The sequence below is a fragment of the Lactobacillus porci genome (genome assembly GCF_009695985.1).
Lineage (GTDB): Bacteria > Bacillota > Bacilli > Lactobacillales > Lactobacillaceae > Lactobacillus > Lactobacillus absianus.
In genome coordinates this window covers 46,288-68,793 of record NZ_VUMX01000007.1, presented here as the reverse complement: position 1 = coordinate 68,793, position 22,506 = coordinate 46,288, and the positions used below count along the sequence as shown (strand labels likewise).

The following is a 22,506-nucleotide window of genomic DNA, read 5'->3' as shown; positions in this document are numbered from 1 at the left end:
GCCTTTGGCCAGACGCGGGAAGCGTCGATGCTGACACACCCTTGATGTGAACGAGAAGGAGTCACATTTGCCTTCGGGCAAGTGCCTTGAGTAAAAGAGCCGCTGGAAGCAAGTACGCTTCTGGCGGCTTTTTTGTTGGCTTTGGGTGAAAAATGGAGCAAGGATAACCTTGCTCCATTTTGTTATTTGCTGTCATTTCACGCTATAACTGCTTTCCTCTTGCCCAATCGAGTCAGAAACGGTGATTTTCCAGCCCATCCCGTTCCGGCGGACCGTGACTTCCTCGTAATAAGGGAGGTTAGCGTCGCCCTTGTCTATCTTCTTGCCAGCTTTTGCAAAGAGGGCCTGGTTCTCTTTAACCGTCCGCTTGGTTGAGAAGCTGCTGACGTAGGTGGTCCCCATGCCAAAATGGCTGTCAGCCTTGACCTGGTTCAGATAGTAGATGTCGCTGTAGCCATGCTGGGGCAGGGTCTTGTTCAAAACTTCAGTTACCACGCCTTCCTGGGTCGACTTGTAGATCTCGTTAGCCGTAAACAATACGGAAAAGAGGACAAAGAGCCAGATTGGCGAGGTCAGAAGCAACGTGATGATCTTGTGCTCATGGTAGAGCTGCTTGATTGCCTTCATTTTTTCTTCCTCCAATATAAAGCATTAATGTTACCGCATTCATTCTTAACTTTACAGCCATTTTGTAAATGCGACACTTTGTATGATATTCTTAAGCCTTTTTATATTACTTTTATGCATTTGATTATAGTTGCCGCGTTATAGCTTGAAGGATTTCATTCCAACAAAAAAAGCACGTGAACATCTCACGTGCTAATCAATTATTCGTTCGACCCTTCCAGTGGCCCTTCTTGGACAATCGCGTCTTCCTTGGTCGACTCAGTCGTGCCATGCGCGTGCTTTACTGGCGCGTAAAGGCTGAAGCACTTCATCGGCTCGTCGCCAGCGTTGGTCACGTTGTGCCAAGTGTTGTCCGGGATAAAGACAGCTTCCCCAGCGTGAACGATCTTGTCCACGGTCAGCTTGTCCTTCTCCTTGCCCAGCTGCACGCGGCCGGTCCCGCTCACCAGGTAGATGAACTGGTCATTGTCGTGGTGAATCTCCAAGCCAATGTCGCCGCCGCCAGCCGGGATGCACATCAGGGTTACCTGGAAGTGGTCCCCGGTCCACAAAGTTTCACGATACTTTTCATTTTCTAAGGCAGCCTGCCGTAAATCCAAAGCACATGGAGCAGGTCCATAGTCCTTCAATTCTAACATGACAAAACACCTCTTTATAAAAAATGTAAGCGTTTTACTTGCTGACACCTTAAGTCTAACACTTTTTTGCCAGCATACAAGCCTGAATGCTCGCGGACCTATTCTTTCTTTTCCCGGGCATGAATCCGCCGCAAGTGCTTGACCATCGCTTCCTGGAACATGGTCGACAGCAAGACCCCTAAGGCAATGGAGGCCGTTACGATCGCCACCCGCTGGACTTCCTGCTGGGCTTGCGGCAGATTGCCGTCCAGCAGGCTCCTGACCGCCATATAGGCCGGCGCCCCTGGCACCAAGGGAACCAGGCCCGGCACGCTGAACAAGAGGGCGGGACACTTTTGCCAGTGGGCCAAAAGGACGGACAACAGGCCCACGGTAAAGGCCCCCAGCATATTCGACAGCATCCGGCCCAAATCGGCCCGGTCAGCAAACCAGTAGACCATCCACCCGGCCATGCCACAGATCCCGCTCCAATTGATCACCCGGTGGGGAATATTGATGGTCAAGGCAAAACCGATCGTCGCGATCAGCGAGAAGGCCAGATTGATGACCAGGTCAAACAAGGTAAAGTTGACGTGCATTCCAAACATAATCAGGCTCCTAAAAACTTGATGACAATCCCGACCCCGCCGCCTAAGGCGATGGCCGTCAGCGCGGCTTCGCACATGCGCACGATCCCTGAGACCAGGTCCCCCTGAAACAGGTCGCGCAAGGCCGTGGTCAGGGCCATGCCCGGCACCAAAGTCATCAGGGCCCCAACCAGGATATTGTTGATGTTGCACGGCGGGTACAGGTGGTTGATCCCAATCGCGATCATCCCCATGACCATGGCCGACACCATCTCTGACAAAAAGCGGACATTGGTATGCTGGGAGAACCGGTAGTTCACCAAGTAGCCGCATCCCCCGACCAGACAGGAGGCCAGCATATCGGCCCAGGCATACTTGCCCAAGAAGATGACCATCAAGGTCCCGCTCAGCAGGGCCGCCCCCAGTACCTGCAGCCACAAGGGAAAGGTCGGCACCTGCTTTTCCACCTGGCCCAACTTTTCCTCCAGCAGCTTCAGGCTGATCCGCTTGTCCGCGAACTCCCTTGACAGCTCATTGACCCGGTCGACCAGCTCCAGGTTGATGGCCCGCTTTTTCACGGATTCCAGCTCCGTAACCGTGCTGGCCACCCCATTGTCCAGGCTGACGAAAATCCCGGTCGGCGAGGCAAACACGTTGACCTCCCTGATTTCGGCGTTGACCGCGATCCGGCGCATGGTGTCCTCGACTCGGTACATTTCACTCCCGCCCGCCAGCATCAAGCGGCCGGCCTTCAAACAAATGTGCACCACCCGTTGGGTGTATTCGGCTTGGGTTTCGTTCATTGGCTTTACCTGCTAAAAAAATCCCCGCTTATTCCTGGGCCATGGCCTCGATGTCCACGACCTTGTCGATCCAGTCGCCCCTGAAGAAGTCGCGCTCGTGGCTGACCACGATGACCCCGCCAGGGAAGTCGATAATCGCCTTTCTCAAGCTGTCCTTGGTCTCATTGTCCAAGTGGTTGGTTGGCTCGTCCAAAAAGAGCAGGTTGGCCGGCTCAAACTGCATCTTGGCCAGCTTGACCTTTTCCTGCTCGCCCCCGGACAATTCCTTTAAGGGACTCATGACCAGCTGGGCCGTCAAGCCCATCCGGGCCAAGGCCTGGCGCAATTCTTTCGGCTTTTTCCGCTCAAATTCATTGGACAGATACTGCAACGGGGTCATGTTCTGGTTGGGCCAGGTCAAATCCTGCTTGAAGTAGGCCAATTTGACCGTGGAAGAGATCTCAAAGCCGCCATAGATCGGCTTGATCTGCCCCAACAGGGTCTTGAGCAAGGTAGTCTTGCCGATCCCGTTGAAGCCAGTGATAGCCACTTTTTCTCCATTGCCCACGGAGAAGTTGAAGGCTTCCTTGACCAGGGCCTGGTCGTAGCCGATTACCAAATCCTGGGTCTGCAAAAGCAGGTTGGAAGCCGTCTCCACGTAAGGAAACTGGAACTTGGCCTTCTTGCCCGTCTGCGGCGAGGTCAGCTTGTCCATCCGATCCAGGAGCTTTTGGCGGGACTTGGCGCTTTTCGCCCGGGTACCGGCCTTATTTTTTCTAATATAGGCTTCAGTCTTGGCAATCTGCCGCTGCTGGTTGGCATAGGCCTTCATGTAAGTCTGCCGGTTGGCCTCTTTCTGCCGCATGGCCTGCTTCAAGGTCCCAGTGTAGCGGGTGATGGTCCCGAAGTCGATATCGATGATGCAGTTGGTGATCCGGCCTAAAAAGTCGTAGTCGTGGCTGACGACGATAAAGGCTCCTGGGAAGTCATTCAGATAGTTGACCAGCCAGTCGATGTGGCTGACGTCCAAATAGTTGGTCGGTTCATCCAAGACCAGGACCTGAGGGCTTTGCAAAAGCAATTTGGCCAAAATGATCTTGGAGCGCTGACCGCCTGAGAGCTTGGAGACGTCCCGGTCATAGCCCAATTCCGCCAGCCCCAGCCCGCTGGCCACGCGCTCAATTTCCGTGTCCAGGTCGTAGAAGTTGTTTTCTTCCAGGTAGGTCTGGATCTTCCCGGCCTTGTCCAGCAGCTGGTCATCGCCGTTTGCGGCATAGTCCACGTACAGCTGGTTCAGCCGCTTCTCCTCGGCATACAGGTGGTCAAAGGCAGTGCGCAGGAACTCGCGGATCGACAGGCCAGGCGTCAGCTTGGCGTACTGATCCAGGTAGCCGACCGTGACCTTGTTCTGCCACTTGACCTGGCCGTCGTCTGGGAGGATCTCTCCCGTCAGGATCTTGATCAAGGTGGACTTGCCAACCCCATTTTGTCCCGTGACCCCCATGTGGTCCTCTTTGTTCAGGACAAAGCTGGCGCCCTCATACAAGGTCTTTTCCGCGAAGCCTTGGCTCAAATTATCGACTGTCAGTAAACTCAAAGTTCTGTTTCCTCTCTATAAGTGGAAGTTTTCCGCGTTGTCGCGCTCTTTTTCGTATTTTTTCAAAATTTTCAAAATTTTCGGCCAGAGGTAGCGGGGAGCCACCAAGTTGAGGTGGTCGCTGGCAACCTTGAAGTAGCTCTGCCGCATCCCCGTCAGCTTGGCCAGGAACTCGTCATCCATGTGGTACTTGTCCGCGATGCGCTGTACTTCCGCGATAGCGTACTCCGTGTAGCTGGAGCTGGCCCCCACCAGGATGAAGCCGATCACGCCCCAGATGACTGACTGGGCGGTGGTCATGGCGAAGGAATGCAGGCAGATGTAAACCATGGCAATGAAGGTCAGGGCACCCGCGATGGCCCCGTAGATGTATGGATAGTAACGTTTCATTGAAAAATTCCCCTCTCAAATTCTAAGAACTATCTTAACGTATTTTGGCCCTGGTTTAGTAGCAAAATTATTGCTGAAAGGGAAAAAATAAGGCCTGGCACTGGAAATTCTCCAGGCTGGGCCTTCTATCTCTCTTGAAAAAGCTGGCGCACCTTCCGGCTGTTTCTGGTCGAGAAATAGCGGATGTCGCCGGTGATGAAGGTCAGCTTTTTCTCCTTCAAATCGACTTCTTTGACGTTGGCGGGGTTGATGACGCAGGATTCGCTGACCTGCACCAGGGCCGGGTACTTCTGCGGCAGTTCCTTCAGCTTGCCGATGAATTCCGCCCAGCCGGTCGTCTTGACCAGGCGCAGCTTGTGGGGAACCGGCGTCGTCTCCACGTAAACCACATCCCCCATGCTCATGTTTCTGACGTCATGGCCGAATCGGTAGCTAAAGGTGTTTTTCTGGATATAGCGGTACTTGGCGATCGCGTCCACCGCCTGCTCCAGAGAGTAGGTCACGTTCCGGCGCAAGTCGTTCGCGTTGCCGTTTTTGACGATAAAATTGCTGGCCCCCAGCCGCCTTTGAAAGGTCAAAAAAGCCATGTCCTGGTGGCTGGTCACGAAAATCAGCTGGGCCTTGGGGTCCTGCTTCTTGATGATCTCGCCCAAGTCCAGGCCGTTTTGCTCGTCCAGCCTCTTCCCAATTTCAATATCCAAAAAGTAGATGCCGGACGTGAGCGGCTTTTGGGTCAAAAAATCCAGGGCCTCATCGTAGCTGCCTGCCGCCTTGACGACGGCAAAGTCCAGCTCTTCTTCATCACTTAAAATAATCTGCGCCCGCTTGATGCAGTCCTTGATCAGGGCAATCTGGTCAGGCTCATCATCGCAGATAAAAACCGGATACTTTATTTTTGTCCCTCCTTCAGAACCATCAGACTAAATGTAAAATCGTTGCCTGTCGTATCTATATCCACAATCATTTGCCCGGCATACTTGTTCACGATCTCCAAGGCGTTGCTTAAGCCCAGGCCGGCATGCCGGTCCTTGCTCGTGTAGCCTGGCTCAAAAATCCGCGGTGACGGGATATTGTCCGTCTTGTTCTTGATGACGAACTCGAAATCGCCGTTTTCCTGGTAGAACATGGCTTCAATCCGCGCGTCCTTTAAGCCGCTGCTGGCCTCGATGGCATTGTCAAAAGAAATCCCGATGACCCGGACCAGGTCCATTTTTTCCATTTCAGAAACCAAAGGCAGATGGTCGATGTCCTTCTGGCAGCTGAAGCGGTAGGGAATCCCCTGATCGTAGATTTTCGACAATTTGGTAATTACGATGCTTTTAAGCAAATCATCATGGATATGATTGACGTCTTGAAACTTGGCCAGGGCATGCTCGTCAAAATTTTCCCTTGAATACTCGTTTAGCTTCTCCAAAAGCTGCTGGGAGTCGTTTTGGGCCGCTGCCAGCTTGAGGCTGCTCAAAATATTGCGGTAGTCATGCTTGAAGCGGCGCAGCCGGTCCTCATCCTGCTCCAAAGAAGCCGCATAGCTCTTCAGCTGCTGGTTGGACTCATAGAGCTGGCGGTTCTGCGCTTGCAGGTGCCGCTCCTCGGCTTCGTTTAAAAGGGCGGTCTGATTTTTGATGCTGAGACTAAAGCTGAGCACGGCATAGATGCCTTGAACGGCCAAGATACCCAGGAGGATCGCCAGGCCAACCGACATCTTCTTCACCTGCATCCCGACGACGTATGCAAAAATTGTCGAGACATACAAGTAGGACAGCAGAAACAAGCAGTTTGTCTGATAGCGGACGTCGCTGATATATTTGCGGATTTTTGGCAAAAGCGGCCAAGCGAGCAAAAAGCCAGTCAGCAGGAGGCCAAGATCAATCCACAAGCTGGCCGTAAGAGTTTCCGCGAAAGACCAGCAGCTAATGATGTTTACTATAATGTCTTCTAGCAAACCAAGGATACCGACAATCAAGGCCGCGCTTACTGCCTGCTTGACCTTTTTGCCTTTGATCTGGGTTAAAACCAAGAGGGTCAGCTCAAAAATTTCGAAAGGAAGGTCAATGAAATAGGACGGAACCGATTCAACTGTGATCCCGTCGATCACGCCAATGAGCCAGATACCAAAAAGCATGGCCCAAGCCCGGCGGCTAGCCGGCCGCTGGTCGAGCAGCCGCAAAAAGCAGGCAATATCAATCATAGGCGCCAGCATCATGGTGCCGGCATCAAGCAGATACAATAAAGTCATCTATCCATCCTATCTTCGCTTCGTCCCTTTTTCAGTCCTCATGATACAACAAAAAGCGCAACTGAGTTGCGCCTCTTTTCTAATCCGCAAACAAGAATTTTTCATTCCCAATGACTGGCAGCCACTTGCCCCAATTGTGGTCTCTGGCCCCCAGCAAGATAGCCAAAACTCCAACCGCACCGGTGGCCAGGTCCAGGGAATTTTTCAAGCCATAGACCCCAGGAAGCAAAATCCTGTCTTCATCAAAGACCAGGTAGTTGGCCAAGTACTGCAGTTTTTCGTCCAAAAAGCCCTCATAGCCCAGACTTTCTGCCGCGATGTCCCCCAGCATAAGACCCGCGAAGCCGTCAAACAAGCCATTCATGTAGGCTAATTTAACCCGGTTAGTCGCGATCAAGTCCTTGATCATCCTGCTGCCGCCTTTGACCTTGACCCCGTCTTTCGCGAATTCCAGCAAAACCAGGAGCAAGCCGCAGGAGCCAGAATTAAGGTAGGGCAGGTAGCTTTCCTCGCCATTGACCACGCCTTTTAAAAAAGTTCCGCCTTTTATCTGGCTGACTTCCTGCTCTAAAAAGGCGGCCAGCTTTTTTCCAGCGGCTCTTACTAAATCAGTTTCGTTTAAGTACTTGCCAGTTTTTTCGAGGTAAAGGAGCATCCCTAATTTTCCAGTAAGCAGACCCGCTTCCTCCCAAGCGTCATAGCCAGCCAGTATCTGTTGGGCAACTTTTACCAGCTCCTGCTTTCTCGCCTCATCTGGTTCAAGCAGCTGCAGGGACAATTTGGCCAGACCTATCCCCGCCAAGCCGCTCTCTAGCGACAAGTCAGTCATCTGGTCAACTTCAATTCCATCGATCAACTTCTTGCCTAGTTCCTGGTCAACTTCTGAATACAGGACTGCCCCCATCCCGGCCGCGCCGGTAAAGAGGCCTGGCTCCATTTCACTTGCCTGGCAAATTGCCTTTTGATTGTCCAGGCACCACTTTTTAAAAAGCTCCCGGTCTTCCGGCAAAGCGGACAAGACCAGGCCCAGGCCCAGCGCTCCATTTTCAATATTCAGCATCCCTGCCGGCTCAATAAACTGAGCAATATCGCCCTTGATCAAACGCTGACTTGTCCAATCGATATTTGCGTCGATCCCGCTCGCGATGCCCTCAATCAGTTGGTCCAGGGATTTCCGCCCTGCCGCGGCTGGCAAGTCTGGCAAAGTCAAGTCAGCTTTTTCAAAACACTCTCTTTTGAATTTCCGCAAAAAATCTCCCGCTGCCTGGTCCAGATTTTCTAGCCTGACCGCTTCGCTTGCTTCCGGCTTTTTGGCCAAATGACTGACGTCGATGACCGGCAAAAGGGTGTATTCAATCATTTTGTACAAGGACAGCCAATCCTGCTGGCCCAGGGTCTTGGCCCGCTGGTCGCTGAAACCTGGCGTGGACAAGCCTGGTTCATAAGTCTGGTCAAGTGGCCCCGCCTGTTCAAAATCGACCAGGACCGGGCCTTTTTTGCTTAAGAGAACATTGCCCGGCTGCAGGTCGCCAATGGCTATCCCCCGCCGGTGGATGTCTTCGACCGCCGCAAGCAGCTGCTTGGCCAGCTTTTTTACCATTTTCAGATAGCGGCCATGATCTTGCCGGAAAGGATACTTTTCCTTGATCAGCTGGTCCAAGTTTTCTGCTGGCAGATAGTCCTCGACCAGATAATAATGAATCCAGACCTGGAAAGAATCCCGCAGCTTAACAACATAGGTTGAGTCTTGCAGCTGCCTTAAGAGCTCTGCTTCATGCTTGATCCGGCTGAAGCCATCCTGCAGGTTCGCGTCAATCCCGGCCCCCTGCCGGCCTTCCTTAATCAAGTACTTCTGCCCAGCTTTTCGCCCCAGGTAGATCCCGCCGGCATTGCTAAAAAGCAAGGCTGACGAAATATGGTACTGACTCAAGCGAGAAAAATCGCCGCGGCCTGCCTCTTTTTCAGCAGGAAAAGGATCTGACACGAAATCTGGCTGCAAGTAATAAGGCAAACGTTGGTCGATGACCAGACGACCTTGCTCGTCCCTTATGCAATAGTTGCCCGCCTCATCGCGGAGCTCCTTAAAGGCTCCATAGCGGTAATAAACATTGCTTGTTTTATACCGCTTGTCAGACAGGATATAGGGTCCTAATTCATACTCACTAGTTAAAGCCGACAGGTCAGCCGCGGCCTGCTTGAACTGTTCCGTATCCTTTGGATAAGCCGTGATAAACTTACCCGACTCAGTCCGGTCAGCGTTTTTGGAGTTTTTGACGATCCATTCGCCCCGGCTGACCGTGAACTTGAAGCTGATTTTTTGCTTAAAAAGATAGTCAGCTGCTGCCCTTAAAAGACCTTCTTCGTCCTTGTATCCGGCTGACAAGTGGATCTTCCAGCCCTGCGCCGGCAGCTTGCCTGGCACCAACAAGTAGGTCCAGTGGCGGTCACTCCAGGTCTGCCAGCCTGCTGGCGGCTTCACCTGGTAAGGCTGCATTTTAGGTGCCGCGTCTTCAAAAAAGCTGCTCTTTTCAGCCAAGAGAAAGGGAACATAGTCCTCGATTGCGTACTTCATTTTAACTTGAACAAGTTGTCAAAAAAGCCGTAAAAGCTGCCATAAATGGTGTGAAAGCAAATCAAGCTGCGGCGGACGTCGCCGTTTTTATCCTTCTTAGCCTTCTTCAGCTGCAAATTCAAAATTTCGTCAATCAGGTTTTCCATTTTTCTGCCTCCTTTTGTCTACTAGTTTAGTGCCTTCCCTCTTGCTTTTTTCAAGAAGTCATTATCGGGCAAAAAAGGCTCATAAGCGCAAAAAAAATACCCCTAGCTAAGCTAGAGGCATGATTGTCATCACTACCAAGAATCCGAGTTTCTTGGCGTAACGGAATTGGCATCGTAGATTGTATAATCGGTAAAGGTATCGCTCTTGGAGAAGTCGATCCCGTTATGGGACTCGTTCAGACTATTCTGCCGGGTTTCCTGGTTGGCCAGGGTCTGAGGCGCCAGGCCCAGGCTCTTTCGCAGCTTGTCCGACCACTTCTGCAATTCCTCAGTTGAGGCAATCTGGAAGCTGGTCCCGGAGATCATCGCGTCGTGCCCTTGGATGTAGCCGCTGGTCACGTTTCTGGCCGCGCCCCGGTAGTTCAAGGCCAGACTGGTCATGTCGCCAAAAGTCAGGTCCGTCTTCACGTATTTGGCAAAAATTTTCAGCAGCTTCTGGTAGTTGGCCAGGCCGTTGACGCTCAAGGCCTTCTTTAACACGGCCTGAATGATCTGCCTTTGCCGCATCTGCCGGCCATAGTCCCCCTTAGGGTCGTCATAGCGCATGCGGGCATAGGCCACGGCATGGCGGCCGTTAAGGTGCTGCTTGCCCTTGCGGAAATCGCACCAGTCATAGCTGAAGCTGAACGGAACCTGCACGTCGACCCCACCCAAAGCGTCAACCAGGCTCTTCAAAGCCTTCATGTTGACCTCCAGATAGTAGTCGACTGGCACGTTCAACAAGGCAGAGACCGTCTTCACGGACCCGTGGCTGCCCCCGAACTGGTAAGCCGAGTTGACCTTAAACATGAAGTAGCTCTTCGCGCTCGTCTCCCCCAGGATCTCCGTCAAAGTGTCCCGCGGAATCGAGGTCATCGTGGCCTTCTTGGTCTGCGGGTTGGCGGTCACCAGAATGATGGTGTCCGAATTGCCTTGGTCATGGCGTCCCTCAATCCCCTGGTCCACCCCTAAAACCAAGATGGAAATCGGCTTCCGGGCCGCGATCTTGGCGCTGGTCGCGGTGTTCGTGTTCCCCTGGCTCATCTGCGACACGGTCGCGTGCAGGGTAAAGTAGGCATGTGCCCCCCAAGTAGCCGCGACCAGGACCAGGAAGGTCAAGACCAGCCCAAATACCGCCCCCTTGCGGCGCGGCTTGTCAATCAGATCTACCTTGACCAGAGTCACGTTGCGGAAAAGCTTGTCTGTCGTCTTGTGGCGCTGCCGGTTTCCATTATCCATCAATCGCCGTTTCCTTCCTAAATCCTAATCAATCAAAAAATATTTTCTCACTTATTTCCCGTAAGATAAACTAAAAGCAGGCAATGTTTATAGTATCTTATTTTTTAGGCAGGAACACGCAAATGTAGTAGAATACAAGCATATTGAGGAAAAAACTGCAATTAGAAAAGAGGAATCATTTATGGAAATTCCAACCCGCGACCAAGTCCCAGTTCAAGACACCTGGGACCTGACCCGCATCTATCCAGACGACGCGGCCTGGGAAGCCGACGGCAGTGCCTTGGCCAAAGACATCGCCGCGATCGCCCACGTCGCTGACGGGCTGACGGATAACGGCACCGCCCTGTACGAGGGCTTGAGCAAGATTTTTGCCCTGGACCGCCGCTTGTCCAAATACTATTCTTACGCCACTTTAGCTTCTGACGTCGACACCAGCAACCAGCACTACTTGGGCTATGCCGCCAAGGCCCAAACCCTGGCCAGCGACTACCAGGCCCAGATCTCCTTCTTGGAATCAGCCATCCTGGCCTTGTCCGGGGAAGAGCTGGCTGAGCGCTACCGGCAAGAGCCGCGCCTGGAAGACTACCGCCACTTTTTGGACAAAATCCGGACCCAAAGCGCCCACGTCCTGTCCGCCAAGGAAGAAGCCGTCTTCTCCCAAGCCAGCGACGCCTTGGCCTCTTCCACCAATACCTTCAACGTCCTGTCCAATTCCGACCTGGAATTCCCTTACGTTGAAGACGAAGACGGCCAGGCCATCCAGCTGACTGACGGCAGCTACAGCATCTTGATCCAGTCCCAGAAGCGGGAAGTCAGAGAAGATGCCTTCGGGGCCCTCTACTCCAGCTACGCCCAGTTTGAGAATACTTTTGCTTCAACCTTGGCCGGCGTGGTCAAGGCCCACAACTTCAACGCCCAGGTCCACCGCTACCCGGACGCCAGAAGCGCGGCCTTAGCCGCCAACAACGTTCCCGTCGAGGTCTACGACCAGCTGGTGGCCAGCGTCCATGACCACCTGGACCTGCTCCACCGCTACGTGGCCTTGCGCAAGGAAATCCTGGGCCTGGATGACCTGCAGATGTGGGACATGTACGTGCCGATCACCGGCAAGCCATCCCAGACTTACAGCTTCGCTTCTGCCAAAAAGATCGCCAAAACTGCCCTGGCGCCGATGGGCCAGGACTACTTAAAGCACGTGGACTACCTGTTCGACAACCGCTGCATCGACTTCGTCGAAAACCGCCACAAGCAAAGCGGGGCCTACTCCGGCGGGGCCTACGACACTGACGCCTACGAGCTGATCAACTGGCAGGACGACCTGGACTCCCTCTACACCCTGGTCCACGAGACGGGCCACTCCGTCCACAGCATGTACACCCGGGAGAGTCAGCCTTACGTTTACGGGGACTACCCGATCTTTTTGGCCGAAATTGCTTCAACGACCAACGAAAACCTGCTCACCAACTACCTGCTGGACCACACGGAGGACCCAAAGGAAAGAGCCGCCCTGCTCAACTACTACCTGGACTCCTTCAAGGGGACCGTCTACCGGCAAACCCAGTTCGCGGAATTCGAGCAGTTCATCCATGAAAGCGACCAAAACGGGCAGCCGCTGACGGCCGACTTTTTGAACGGCAACTACGGGGACTTGAACCAAGCCTACTACGGGGAGGCCATGACCCCGGGCAGCGACATCGACAAGGAATGGGCCCGGATTCCCCACTTCTACTACGACTTCTACGTCTACCAGTACGCTACCGGCTTCGCGGCCGCGACTGCTTTGGCCAACAAGGTGTCCTATGGGAGCGACCAGGATCGGTCCAACTACCTGGGCTTCCTGAAGTCCGGCTCCTCCGCCTTCCCGCTGGAAACGATGCAAAAGGCCGGCGTGGACATGACTAAGGCCGACTATCTGGAAGACGCCTTCACGACTTTCGCACGGCGCCTGAACGAATTCACCGACCTGATCAAGGGCCTGCACAAGTAAGCCTGGCTTAAAAACTTAAAGACCAAAAAAGCTGCTCTCCAATTGCACGCGGAGAGCAGCTTTTGTTATGCGATTTATTAATTTTGATGCTTATGCTTATTTACTATAACTGAAATTTAATCCCTTAATGAAGTTAACTCACATTCAGATAACTCCTTCTATAAGTATTTTTCACAAGGATTATTGTACATGAAAGCGTTTAAAATTCATGTGAATATTGGCTTAAAACGTTGATATATCAGCGCCCATACTTGAATTTATTTCACAATATTTTTGTTTGCTAAAAGAAGGATCCCAAAAAGCCCCGCTATTGCGGGGCTCTATATATTTTTTCACAAAGTAGTTTGCTAATAAGGTTGCCTCTATTGATCGGCAAAAAAGATTTAAAAAATTTTGATATTTGGCGTTAGGCGTACCTAATTTTTCTTGGCGTTAGGCGTACCTAATTTTTCCAAAACGTAGTCGCCGTCGCTGTCCTTGCTGATGATCCCGTTTTGGTAAGTGTCAGTCACGCTGGTGTCATCCTTGTCACCGGTGTAAGAGAGGTTGTGGGTGACCTTGTAGTTGACGTAAGTCTTGCCGCTGCCGGCCGGGCTAGTAGACAGGACTTTGACGACTTCGTTGTATTCGGAGACTGAGTCAGAGTCATCCCAGTTGTCGTGCAGCTTCTTGATGCTGAGGTAGCCGGTATTGCTGCTGCCGTTGACCCAGTCTTTGCTGTCGTTGTCATCCCAAATATCCTGGAGGAGGTCTTCAGCGTCTTCGCTGCTTGCCAGGCCTGGCCAGGACGGGGTCAGGACCCAGCTGCCGTTGACGGCCTTGATTTGGTCGCTGCTATCGTCATCGCTGTCATAGTCATCGTCACTGTCATTTTCCTGGTCAGCTGGGGCAGTCACGTACTGGTCAAAATTGTGGATCGTATCTGACTTGCCGATGCCGGACTTTTTCACATAGAGGCTCATCCCTGACGTGATCTGGTAGTCCTTGAAGCTGGCCTGGCCCTTGTCGTCCAGGTCGGCCACCTTCTTGTCGTTGATGTAGACTTCCCCGTTAGGCACGCTGCTGACCTTGAAGCTGCCCGTGGTGATGTTCAGGCTGACCTGGTGGTTGCTGAAGAGGTCCAGCTTAACCGGGCTAGGTGAAATGGTCTTCCCGCTCAAGTTGGCTGAAACTGAGAAGGTATAGCGGCCAGCGATTACCGGGTCCAGCTTCTTTTGGTAGTAGTCACCAGACGCAGACAGCTTGCCCACGTCTTTCCCGTTCATCTTGATCGTGGAATTTTTGTGGTTGGTCACGACCGTTGGCGAATAAGTTTTGACCATGAGCTTGTATTTCGGAAAAAGGAAAAAGTAGTGGCCATCCTCACCTAAAGAAACGGATTTCTTAAAGCTGGCATCAAGTTCTTCCTGATTCTTCCACTTACTGCCCAGGTTATTAGCTGCGGTCTTGTTTTCCTTGTAGTATGTTTGCAGCGGCCGTACGCTCTTCTTGGTCAACTGGAAGCTGCTGTCGTCAGTTTTAACGTAAGGCGACAGATCCTGGCTTGGGTCCTTCAGCGCGCTGATGATTCTGTCGATCTGTTTGTCCTTGGCGTAGTAAGACTTACCAAAGCCGTAACCAGCCAAAAGGACCAGCAAGACAGCAGCGGTGATCAAGATTGGCTTCTTCCACTTCCGGGTCTGCTTGAGGTTGGCCCGCTTTTTGACGGTTTTAGCTGGCTTAACAGGTTGGACTTGCTGAACCTGTTGAACTGGTTGAACCTGCTGGACTGGCTGAGTTGGCTGGCTTGGCTGTGCCGGTTTAACCAACTTTTCCCCGCATTTGGCGCAGAAAGTGGCATTAGCTTGGTTTGGGGCGCCGCATTTAGCGCAGTAGATCATTTTTGCTTCCTCTCACTTCGATACATCTTAGTAACTATTGCCAAGCAGCGAGTTAATCTCCTGATTAGTGACAGACGCGATCTTGGACACGAATTCCTTGAAGAACATGTTGACCACAATCATAACTATAATCAAAACAATGATTGAGATCACAAGCGCGAACTGCATCTGGTCGATTTTTTCCGCCTTTTCTTCCAGCAAAACATAAATCAAAGCAAGGAAGCCAACGACTGCCGTCATACCGAGCGCAATTTCCTGCAGGACCAGGCTGCCCGTCAAAGCAAAAAGCCAGAACAAAACATTCAAGATCAAACTGTAAGCCGATAAGTGAGCATACCGGTTGAGATATCCCAAAAAGTCAAATTCAGACTTGGCAAAACGCTTCATGGCAAAGTAGTTGATAGCCAAAACTACCACTTGCCCCAGCACGACACTGATTATTACATACGAAGAGAAGCTAGACTTTAACTCAGTAATAACCGATGAAAAATATGGGTATTTTGTTATTAATGAACTAGCCAGCTTGTTCATGCCCGTAAGCCCTGCCAATATGAAAAGCAAGTCTTCCAAAATCAAGGTCGTCAAGCCGTACCACTTTTCAGCGGCCACCGCCTCAGCCGGCTTCTTCCAAGCATGTAGCAGCCACTGCCAGTATGTGGACAGCACATTTTTAGCTTGGCCGCTGGACAGCACATTTTTAGCTTGGCCGCTGGCCTGACTTTCCGCTTTCACTTCAGCTTCCTGTACAGGTGCTGCTTTTGGTTCAGGCGCTGCTGGGGCAGGCTTTTCCTCGCTTACCGCTACTTGGCGCAGGTCAGTTCCGCAATTAGTACAGAAATTGACATTTGCTCCCATTTCAGCGTGACAATTCGGACATTCTTTCATCATTAGTCCTCCACTTTTATAAAAAATTAATACTTTTAAGAAAAAGATAACATATAAAAGCAAGCTTTTTCAAGATGATAATAAACTATTTTTAGGGAATTATATTAGCAAAATAAAATACACAGTTTCCCAAAAGCGCAGAGACCGTGTATTGATGATTATTAAAATTCTATATTTGCTTACGCCCGCTTCTTTCTGGCGTGGGTGAAGTAAACCAGCAGGTAAGCCGTTACCTCAATTAATGAAATGAAGAAGGTGACCGGCCAGTTGGTAATGTAGCCCAGGATCAAGCCGGACCAAACCCCAAACAGGGCCAGGCCGACCGACCAGCCCAGCATGCTGGGGATAGACCGGCCCAGGTAGCGGGCGGTGGACGACGGCATGGTCAGCAGGATGAAGACCAGCATGGAGCCCACGACCTGTGAGCCGATCGACACGGCCATGGCCAGGGCAACCAGGAAGGCGACCCCGACCAGGCCCGTGTTGATGTGGTGGGCCTGGGCGCCGATGTGGTCAAAAGAGTCGTAGTTGAGCTGGCGCTGGATCGAGAAGATGATCAAGAGCACGACCACGGACAAGACGACCAGCTGCAGGACGCTTTTTGGACTGACCCCAATGATGGAGCCAAACAGGATGTCCGTGGCGTAGGAGCTGGCGGAGTCGGACAAGGAGAGGAACAAGACCCCCAGGCCGACGAAGAAGGCGGAAATCGCGGAAATCGCGGACTCCTTCTGCTCGCTTCTGATCGACAGCTCCCCGACCCCGATTGAGCCCAGAAGGGCAAAAATCAGCATCCCCGTCAGCGGCTGCATCCCCATCAAGACGGCAAAGGCCGCGCCAGCGAAGCCGATTTCCGACAAGGTGTGAGCCAAAAAGCTGAAATTGCGGGCGACGACGTAGACGCCGACCACCCCGCAGGTGATGGCGATGAAGGTCGCCGCCCAAAAGGCATTGCGCATGAACTCGTAAGCAAACATCAGTTGAAACTCTCCTTAAAATCTTCCATCTTCCCCTGGCGAATGGTCCCGTCGCTCAGGTACAGGTAGTCTTTCATGTAGCGGCGGGCCAAAGGGATGTCGTGGGTAACGAACAAGACGGTCATCCCGTGCTCGCGGTTCAGGTGCTGGATCAGGTTCATCAATTCTTCCTTGGCTTTGGGGTCCAGGCTGGCCGTGGCCTCATCCAAGATGATGAAGTTGGGCTTGTCCAAAAGGGCCTGGGCCAGGTAGGCCCGCTGCTTTTGCCCGCCGGACGCCTCGCCCATCCGGGTCTTGGCCAGGCCTTTCAGGTGGGTCTCCTGAAGAATGTGGCTGACTTCCTGCTTGACCTTAGCGCTCTTAAAGACCGGGGTGTTCAGCTCGATAAAAGACTGGATCGACAGCGGGTAGTCCGGGTCGATGTTTCTGAACTGGGGCACGTAGCCGACCCTGATGTCATCAGCCATTTCGAAGTAGCCCTTGGCTGGGCTGAGCATCCCCAGCAGGATCCGCACCAGCGTAGTCTTCCCGGCCCCGTTTGGGCCCAGGAGCGCGGTCATGGAGCCCTCTTCCAGGGAGAAGTTCAGCTTTTTAAAAATTTCGTGGTCATCAAATCTCATTGTCAGATCGACAACATTTAAGGCTTTGGCCATTATTTTTCCTTTCTAGTCTTGCCTAGCTCAACAATTCCAGCATCTTGTCCTGAACGGCGCTGTCTTCGCTGGAGCCAATGATTGCCGTCGCGGCCCGCTTGGCTTCCGGCAAGGCACTGGCCGTCGCGTAGCTGGTCCCGGCGTATTCCATCATCGCCACGTCGTTGCCACCATCGCCAAAGGCCACCATCTCGCTTGGCGAAATGTTGTAGCGCTGGCCCAGGAGCTTGAGACCGACGGACTTGTTCATGCCGACCTTGCTGATGTCGACGGCCGTGTCCGACCCTGCCACCATGTCCAGGCTTGGGAACTCGCGCTTGAGCTGCTTGGCAAAATCCGAGGACTCGCCAGGCTTGGTGGACAGCGTGTACTTGAAGAAGCGGTCGTCAATTCCCTCGTAGCTGTCCAGCATGGTCAGCTTCTCGAAGAACTGGGTCAGGTAGCGGTAGTATTCGTCCCCGTAGCTCTTCAGGCTGTAGGCGCTGTGCACCCCGCCCCAGACGCTGGGCCGGCTGCCGTACTTTTTTTCAATCTGCTTCATCGTGCGCATTTCATCAGGGTCCAGGTCCACGATGTTCAGGACTTCCCGCCCTTTCAAGACAAAGGACCCGTTTTCTGCCACGAAATACATTTCAGGCAGGTATTCCTTAGGGAAGCGGGTGAGCAGGTTGTAGTACTGGTTGCCAGATGCCACGACGAACTTGACCCCCTGCTCCCGGCACAGCTGCATAATTCGCGCGAACTTGGCGTGGTCATAGGTTTTCTTGGAAGTCAGCCAAGTTCCGTCCATGTCAGTTGCAAGCAATTTGATCATTTTTTTCTTCCTTCCTAACTGCTTTTTCGCTAAAAGATCTTTAACGTTATAGAATACCAAAATTTCGCCCTCCTTGCAAAATTGCGGGCTCACGGGGGACAGTGCGGGAGTTTGGCTGTGGCTACGGTAAAAGCGGGGACAGTTTTGCGGGATTTGGACCTGGCTACGGTAAAAACGGGGATAGTTTTGTGTAATTTGGACGTGGCTACGGTAAAAACGGGGATAGTTTTGCAGGATTTGGACGTGGCTACGGTAAAAGCGGGGACAGTTTTGCGGGATTTGGACCTGGCTACGGTAAAAACGGGGACAGTTTTGCGGGATTTGGACCTGGCTACGGTAAAAACGGGGACAGTTTTGCGGGATTTGGCCCTGGCTACGGTAAAAGCGGGGATAGTTCATCGCTTCGAGCCCCGTTTTTTACTGAACCACAGTCCTTTTTTCGTTTTTCGAGCCCCGTTTTCTACTGAACCACAGCCCTTTTTCGTTTTTCGAGCCCCGCTTTTTACTGAACCACGATCTTTTTCAAAAATTTTAACCCCGCTTTTTACTGAGCCACGGCCTTTTTCAAAAATTTTAGCCCCGCTTTTTACTGAACCACGACCTTTTCCCCAAATTTTAACCCCGCTTTTTACTGAACCACGACCTTTTCCCAAAATTTTAACCCCGCTTTTTACTGAACCACGACCTTTTTCAAAAATTTTAACCCCAGTTTTTACTGAACCACATGAACCTAAAACCTACTTCAAACAATCTCCGAAATTCTTTTCTAAAATTTTCTCAGCTTCCAGTTGCTCGGTTAGAGATAAATGCGAATTAGCAGAAATATTGGTTGAATATTTGTGCCATCCTCTTAAAGTCAACAGTTCCTCCGGCGAAAACTTATCAAAAGTGAAAGTTATCCCAACCATTTTATTCGCTTTGCCGCTCTTGACCACTTCGTAGCTCAAGTTGCCAAAAAATGGTACCAGTTGAAGTACAGCGGGCTTAATCTTATTCCTCATTACCTCATAATTCGAATAGCTATCCGGCACTGCCAGAATTTCCCGCAGCTGCTCAAAGGGCACCTGGTAGCAGCCGGCTGCTGAAGCTTGCAGCAGCTTGCGGAACAAAGTCTTGGCGTTGTTCAGGCTGATTCGGCGCAGCAATTGATAATTCCAGCAGGTGAAGTCCTTCGTGCAGCCGTTAAACAGGAACGAGTACTTCTTGCTAACGCTGACCGTCAATTTCTTGTCTTCATACTTAGCCTTTTGAAAAAGCTTGCTCTGTTGCATGAACTCAGCCAATTCGCTTAACTGCTGATCCAGCCGCAAAAAATCACGCCCGCCATAGCCAGCCCCAGTCCGCAACTCACTTCGGGTCAGCTGGAGCGTGCCGCACCCGAAGCCATAAAGCCGGCCCACGATCAGCCACAACATATTCTGCTGCTTCCCGGTCAAGCCCGTGAGCGGATAATCATTTAACCGCCCATGATACGTCACGTTCTGCGCAAGCGGAATTCCAAGCCTGACAGCCTGGCTAATTTGTCTGGCTTTATCCAGATGCGCCTGCGTCAACTTAAAACGGACATTGGCTGGATAGGTCCGCCGATCAGGCAGGCGCTGACTTTGAATCGCCTGCTCAATTGCCTGGATCTGCTGCTGATTCAGCAAGGCGAACCCGTCATTGCTCAAAAACAGGTTCAAGACCGACAGCTTGACCACCTGCGAACCAGCCCGTTGCAGATCCTCCTGGTTCTTCAGCTTGAAGTCATCATTCCCCAGCCGGTTGATCACCACCACAATCGTCTTAATAAAATTGGGACTGATCCCCATTGGCTGCAGGACTTGCGTCAGCGCCTCCTTGTGGTAGCTAATCTGATCATAAATGCCCCGGCCCAGCCGGTTAAAGTCGAAAAGCTTCCCCGCAATTTTGCGCACCTTGACTTCAATACAATAAATGCCGGTACTGGTAATCACCAAATTATCAATTTGGTTGTCGCCAACTGGCCGATTTCTATCATATTTGCAGGGCAGGATCACATTATGAAAAAACGCCGCCGCGACGGACTTGACCGCCTGATCGACTAGCCACTCACCCGCCGCGCCCGCTAATAGATTTTCCGCATTCACCAACTGCTCTTGCGTCAAAGTCGCTGCCTGGTCCGCCCCCAGCTGGTTATAGCTGACCAGCAAGCCGTTCAGCTCGCGCACCCCAGCCAAATTCTGATCAGACAGCTGCCGGGTGTGGTCATAGTCCGGATTGATCAGCTGTTCAGCCGCCTGGGCCGATTGCACGACGGCGTCATTTTCAACTTCTTCACTGGCCAGGTACCAATTTGTCCAAATTCGTTCCATAAGATTGCTCCTTTGCTTAGTCTCTCTACTGACTATTACACGAAAGAAGCGATTTTTACCTAAAAAAAGAACTCGGAAAAATCCGAGTTCTTTTATTTGAGAAAATTAGTTCTTTTGGTCAACTGGCTTCTTCCAAAAGCCCATGATCAAAGCAGCGACGATTGAGCCGATCGCTACGGCTGCAAAGTAGCCAAACCAGTTGGTTGACAAGGCGATTACCCAGAAACCACCGTGTGGTGCTGGCACGCCAACGTGCCACAAACCAACCAGGGCACCACCGACAGCACTGCCGATGATTGAAGATACGATAACGTGCAGTGGGTCAGCACTGGCGAATGGGATGGCCCCTTCAGTGATAAAGGAGAAGCCCAAGATCCAGTTGGACACGCCGGCCCGGCGTTCGTCTTCAGTAAACTTGTTCTTGAAGAAAGCAGTTGCGATCGCCGTTGCAAATGGGGCAACCATCCCGCCGACCATAACGGCAGCCATCAAGATGGCTGAAGTCTTGGAAGTTGGGTCGTTGGCGAAGGCACCTGAAGCAAAGACGTAAGCAGCCTTGTTGAAAGGACCACCCATGTCGATACTCATCATGCCGGCCAGAATCGTGGTCAAAAGTACCAGGTTGCCAGTGCCCATGCCGTTCAGGAAGCTGGTGATCACCGTGTTCAAGGCACCAAAGATTGGGTTGACGATGTAGTACATGATCAAGGCTACAAGGAGCAAACCAAAGATTGGGTAGAGCAGCATTGGCTTCATGCCTTCAACGTTCTTCGGCAACTTAGCGAAGAGCTTCTTGAGGCCCAGAATCAGGTAACCGGCAATGAAACCGATGGCGATCCCGCCCAGGAAGCCGGCTGGTGAAGCAGCCTTGGCGTTGACGTTAACGGCGTAAGAACCACCCAATGAAGAGTTGGTGATTGAGGCCATGAACCCGCCGACGAAACCAGGCATCAGGGCTGGCAAGTCGCCGATTGATTCAGCAATGTAGCCGGCCAGAACTGGAACCATGAAGGCGAAGGCCAGGTTACCAGCTGAGTTCAAGAAGATGAAGGCTGGACTCTTGGCACCACCCATGTATTGTTCCACCAGGAAGGAGATGGCCATCAAGATACCACCACCGATAACGAACGGAAGCATGTGGGAAATCCCGCTCATCAGGTGCCGGTAGATAGTTGACCAAACGCTGCCGTCGCTTGAAGCTGAGCTTTCGCTGGCTTCACCGGCTTCAGCATGGTAGACGCTGCCCTTGCCGGACAAGATGTCGTCTACCAATTGGTCTGGCTTGTTGATCCCGTCAACGACTGGGTGCTTAACCAGTTCCTTGCCGTCAAAGCGGGCCATCTTGACCTGCTTGTCGGAAGCAATGATGACACCCTTGGCCCGCTTGATTTCGTCAGCGGTCAATTCGTGCTTGACCCCTTCTGAGCCGTTGGTTTCAATGCGGACTTCAACGCCGCGCTTTTCGCCGGCCTTGATCAAAGCTTCTTCAGCCATGTAGGTGTGAGCAATCCCGTTGATGCAGGCAGTAACGCCGACGATCAATGGCTTTTCTGCTTCGCCTTCCGCCTTGGCCTTAGCAGCGGCTTCCTTCTTGGCAGCCAGCTTGGCTTCGCGTTCAGCGTCTTCCTTGTCCTTGGCAGCTTCGGCTTGGTTGAAGAGATCCATGACTTCGTCTGGAGTTTCCGCCTTCTTCAAGGCTTCAACCAGGTCTGGGTTGATCAAAAGTGAGCTCAGCTTGGCCAAGGCTTCCAAGTGGGTGTTGTCGGCACCAGCTGGCGCGGTGATCATGAAGAACAGGTAGACTGGCTGCCCGTCCAAAGCTTCATAGTCAAGACCTTGCTTGCTCTTGGCAAACAAGACTCTGGCCTTGTTGATGTATTCGTTTCTGGCGTGAGGCATGGCAATCCCGCCACCGATCCCAGTGGTGGTTTCCTTTTCCCGCTTCCAGATGGATTCAACGAACTTTTCCTTGTTGTTGACAATGCCAGTGGCAACTTCCAAGTCGGCCATTTCGTTAATGGCTTCGTCCTTGGTCGTCGCCTTCAAATCCATAATCATGGATTCTGGACTTAAGATATCCTTAATACGCATCTTATTCCCTCATAACTTGCTATTAGTTGACGCACTTCTCTGCTATTGCCAGCA

Annotated in this window: 20 protein-coding genes and 1 pseudogene; 1 reads left to right on the top strand and 20 read right to left on the bottom strand. The window is 52.2% G+C overall.

All coding sequences use genetic code 11. From position 1 onward, the window contains the following. Positions 1-192: 192 nt before the first annotated feature. From FYJ62_RS03895 to FYJ62_RS03845, 11 genes are all read right to left on the bottom strand, one after another. The gene (locus FYJ62_RS03895) at positions 193-627 is read right to left on the bottom strand and encodes a hypothetical protein (protein WP_195837382.1); all 435 of its coding nucleotides are present in this window, start codon (positions 625-627) and stop codon (positions 193-195) included. 200 nt (positions 628-827) lie between these two features. Beyond that, on the bottom strand, positions 828-1,265 hold the full coding sequence (locus FYJ62_RS03890) for a cupin domain-containing protein (protein WP_154547927.1): 438 nt from the start codon (positions 1,263-1,265) through the stop codon (positions 828-830). A gap of 98 nt (positions 1,266-1,363) precedes the next feature. Next, the gene (locus FYJ62_RS03885; RefSeq protein ID WP_154547925.1) at positions 1,364-1,852 is read right to left on the bottom strand and encodes a threonine/serine exporter family protein; all 489 of its coding nucleotides are present in this window, start codon (positions 1,850-1,852) and stop codon (positions 1,364-1,366) included. 2 nt (positions 1,853-1,854) lie between these two features. Then, on the bottom strand, positions 1,855-2,634 hold the full coding sequence (locus FYJ62_RS03880) for a threonine/serine exporter family protein (RefSeq protein WP_154547923.1): 780 nt from the start codon (positions 2,632-2,634) through the stop codon (positions 1,855-1,857). 28 nt (positions 2,635-2,662) lie between these two features. Further along, complete coding sequence (locus tag FYJ62_RS03875) at positions 2,663-4,210, bottom strand: ABC-F family ATP-binding cassette domain-containing protein (RefSeq protein WP_154547921.1); 1,548 nt, start codon at positions 4,208-4,210, stop codon at positions 2,663-2,665. Between the two features lie 15 nt (positions 4,211-4,225). Continuing rightward, positions 4,226-4,600, bottom strand: coding sequence for a hypothetical protein (locus FYJ62_RS03870; protein ID WP_154547920.1), 375 nt, complete (start codon positions 4,598-4,600; stop codon positions 4,226-4,228). Positions 4,601-4,725: 125 nt separating this feature from the next. Continuing rightward, a complete protein-coding gene (locus tag FYJ62_RS10975) occupies positions 4,726-5,475 on the bottom strand; it encodes a response regulator transcription factor (protein WP_326831990.1) in 750 nt (249 codons plus the stop codon). Between the two features lie 14 nt (positions 5,476-5,489). Beyond that, positions 5,490-6,836 (bottom strand): sensor histidine kinase, encoded by a 1,347-nt coding sequence (locus FYJ62_RS03860; RefSeq protein WP_154547916.1) that lies wholly within the window; start codon positions 6,834-6,836, stop codon positions 5,490-5,492. 79 nt (positions 6,837-6,915) lie between these two features. Continuing rightward, positions 6,916-9,408 (bottom strand): class III lanthionine synthetase LanKC, encoded by a 2,493-nt coding sequence (gene lanKC / locus FYJ62_RS03855; RefSeq protein ID WP_154547914.1) that lies wholly within the window; start codon positions 9,406-9,408, stop codon positions 6,916-6,918. Further along, entirely contained in the window at positions 9,405-9,554 is a 150-nt protein-coding gene (locus FYJ62_RS03850) for a hypothetical protein (protein ID WP_154547912.1), read from the bottom strand. The genes lanKC and FYJ62_RS03850 overlap by 4 nt, the downstream gene beginning before the upstream one ends. Before the next feature lie 132 nt (positions 9,555-9,686). Beyond that, a complete protein-coding gene (locus FYJ62_RS03845; RefSeq protein WP_154547910.1) occupies positions 9,687-10,832 on the bottom strand; it encodes an LCP family glycopolymer transferase in 1,146 nt (381 codons plus the stop codon). A 181-nt stretch (positions 10,833-11,013) separates the two neighbouring features. On the opposite strand from FYJ62_RS03845, the gene pepF reads away from it, so the two are divergent. Next, on the top strand, positions 11,014-12,819 hold the full coding sequence (gene pepF, locus FYJ62_RS03840; protein ID WP_154547908.1) for an oligoendopeptidase F: 1,806 nt from the start codon (positions 11,014-11,016) through the stop codon (positions 12,817-12,819). 416 nt (positions 12,820-13,235) lie between these two features. Here pepF and FYJ62_RS10740 read toward each other — a convergent pair whose 3' ends face one another. The 9 genes and pseudogenes from FYJ62_RS10740 to FYJ62_RS03795 all read right to left on the bottom strand — a co-directional run bounded on the left by FYJ62_RS10740 (position 13,236) and on the right by FYJ62_RS03795 (position 22,452). After that, positions 13,236-14,627 (bottom strand): TcaA second domain-containing protein, encoded by a 1,392-nt coding sequence (locus FYJ62_RS10740; protein ID WP_229771825.1) that lies wholly within the window; start codon positions 14,625-14,627, stop codon positions 13,236-13,238. 3 nt (positions 14,628-14,630) lie between these two features. Then, positions 14,631-14,699: pseudogene (locus FYJ62_RS11055) on the bottom strand (zinc-ribbon domain-containing protein); the annotation flags it as partial. 27 nt (positions 14,700-14,726) lie between these two features. After that, positions 14,727-15,587 carry a zinc ribbon domain-containing protein gene (locus FYJ62_RS03825; protein WP_154547906.1) on the bottom strand — a complete coding sequence of 287 codons (861 nt, stop codon included), beginning with the start codon at positions 15,585-15,587 and terminating at the stop codon, positions 14,727-14,729. Between the two features lie 176 nt (positions 15,588-15,763). Next, positions 15,764-16,561 carry a metal ABC transporter permease gene (locus FYJ62_RS03820; protein ID WP_154547904.1) on the bottom strand — a complete coding sequence of 266 codons (798 nt, stop codon included), beginning with the start codon at positions 16,559-16,561 and terminating at the stop codon, positions 15,764-15,766. Then, entirely contained in the window at positions 16,561-17,214 is a 654-nt protein-coding gene (locus tag FYJ62_RS03815) for a metal ABC transporter ATP-binding protein (protein ID WP_154547902.1), read from the bottom strand. Before FYJ62_RS03815 ends, FYJ62_RS03820 begins: the two co-directional genes overlap by 1 nt. Before the next feature lie 22 nt (positions 17,215-17,236). Then, a complete protein-coding gene (locus tag FYJ62_RS03810; RefSeq protein WP_154547900.1) occupies positions 17,237-18,028 on the bottom strand; it encodes a Cof-type HAD-IIB family hydrolase in 792 nt (263 codons plus the stop codon). Between the two features lie 395 nt (positions 18,029-18,423). Then, positions 18,424-18,681 carry a hypothetical protein gene (locus FYJ62_RS03805; RefSeq protein WP_154547898.1) on the bottom strand — a complete coding sequence of 86 codons (258 nt, stop codon included), beginning with the start codon at positions 18,679-18,681 and terminating at the stop codon, positions 18,424-18,426. Between the two features lie 84 nt (positions 18,682-18,765). Beyond that, positions 18,766-20,361 (bottom strand): NERD domain-containing protein, encoded by a 1,596-nt coding sequence (locus tag FYJ62_RS03800; protein WP_154547896.1) that lies wholly within the window; start codon positions 20,359-20,361, stop codon positions 18,766-18,768. Positions 20,362-20,466: 105 nt separating this feature from the next. Beyond that, positions 20,467-22,452 carry a PTS fructose transporter subunit IIABC gene (locus tag FYJ62_RS03795; RefSeq protein ID WP_154547894.1) on the bottom strand — a complete coding sequence of 662 codons (1,986 nt, stop codon included), beginning with the start codon at positions 22,450-22,452 and terminating at the stop codon, positions 20,467-20,469. Positions 22,453-22,506 lie beyond the last annotated feature (54 nt).

What these genes read in the sequence shown, in the direction of transcription:
- FYJ62_RS03845 (WP_154547910.1), bottom strand. Translation starts at nt 10,832, where the DNA reads ATGGATAATGGAAACCGGCAGCGCCACAAGACGACAGACAAGCTTTTC.
- FYJ62_RS03880 (WP_154547923.1), bottom strand. Translation starts at nt 2,634, where the DNA reads ATGAACGAAACCCAAGCCGAATACACCCAACGGGTGGTGCACATTTGT.
- FYJ62_RS03870 (WP_154547920.1), bottom strand. Translation starts at nt 4,600, where the DNA reads ATGAAACGTTACTATCCATACATCTACGGGGCCATCGCGGGTGCCCTG.
- FYJ62_RS03815 (WP_154547902.1), bottom strand. Translation starts at nt 17,214, where the DNA reads ATGGCCAAAGCCTTAAATGTTGTCGATCTGACAATGAGATTTGATGAC.
- FYJ62_RS03860 (WP_154547916.1), bottom strand. Translation starts at nt 6,836, where the DNA reads ATGACTTTATTGTATCTGCTTGATGCCGGCACCATGATGCTGGCGCCT.
- pepF (WP_154547908.1), top strand. Translation starts at nt 11,014, where the DNA reads ATGGAAATTCCAACCCGCGACCAAGTCCCAGTTCAAGACACCTGGGAC.
- FYJ62_RS03895 (WP_195837382.1), bottom strand. Translation starts at nt 627, where the DNA reads ATGAAGGCAATCAAGCAGCTCTACCATGAGCACAAGATCATCACGTTG.
- FYJ62_RS03850 (WP_154547912.1), bottom strand. Translation starts at nt 9,554, where the DNA reads ATGGAAAACCTGATTGACGAAATTTTGAATTTGCAGCTGAAGAAGGCT.
- FYJ62_RS03820 (WP_154547904.1), bottom strand. Translation starts at nt 16,561, where the DNA reads ATGTTTGCTTACGAGTTCATGCGCAATGCCTTTTGGGCGGCGACCTTC.
- FYJ62_RS03885 (WP_154547925.1), bottom strand. Translation starts at nt 1,852, where the DNA reads ATGTTTGGAATGCACGTCAACTTTACCTTGTTTGACCTGGTCATCAAT.
- FYJ62_RS03795 (WP_154547894.1), bottom strand. Translation starts at nt 22,452, where the DNA reads ATGCGTATTAAGGATATCTTAAGTCCAGAATCCATGATTATGGATTTG.
- FYJ62_RS03800 (WP_154547896.1), bottom strand. Translation starts at nt 20,361, where the DNA reads ATGGAACGAATTTGGACAAATTGGTACCTGGCCAGTGAAGAAGTTGAA.
- FYJ62_RS03810 (WP_154547900.1), bottom strand. Translation starts at nt 18,028, where the DNA reads ATGATCAAATTGCTTGCAACTGACATGGACGGAACTTGGCTGACTTCC.
- lanKC (WP_154547914.1), bottom strand. Translation starts at nt 9,408, where the DNA reads ATGAAGTACGCAATCGAGGACTATGTTCCCTTTCTCTTGGCTGAAAAG.
- FYJ62_RS03825 (WP_154547906.1), bottom strand. Translation starts at nt 15,587, where the DNA reads ATGATGAAAGAATGTCCGAATTGTCACGCTGAAATGGGAGCAAATGTC.
- FYJ62_RS03890 (WP_154547927.1), bottom strand. Translation starts at nt 1,265, where the DNA reads ATGTTAGAATTGAAGGACTATGGACCTGCTCCATGTGCTTTGGATTTA.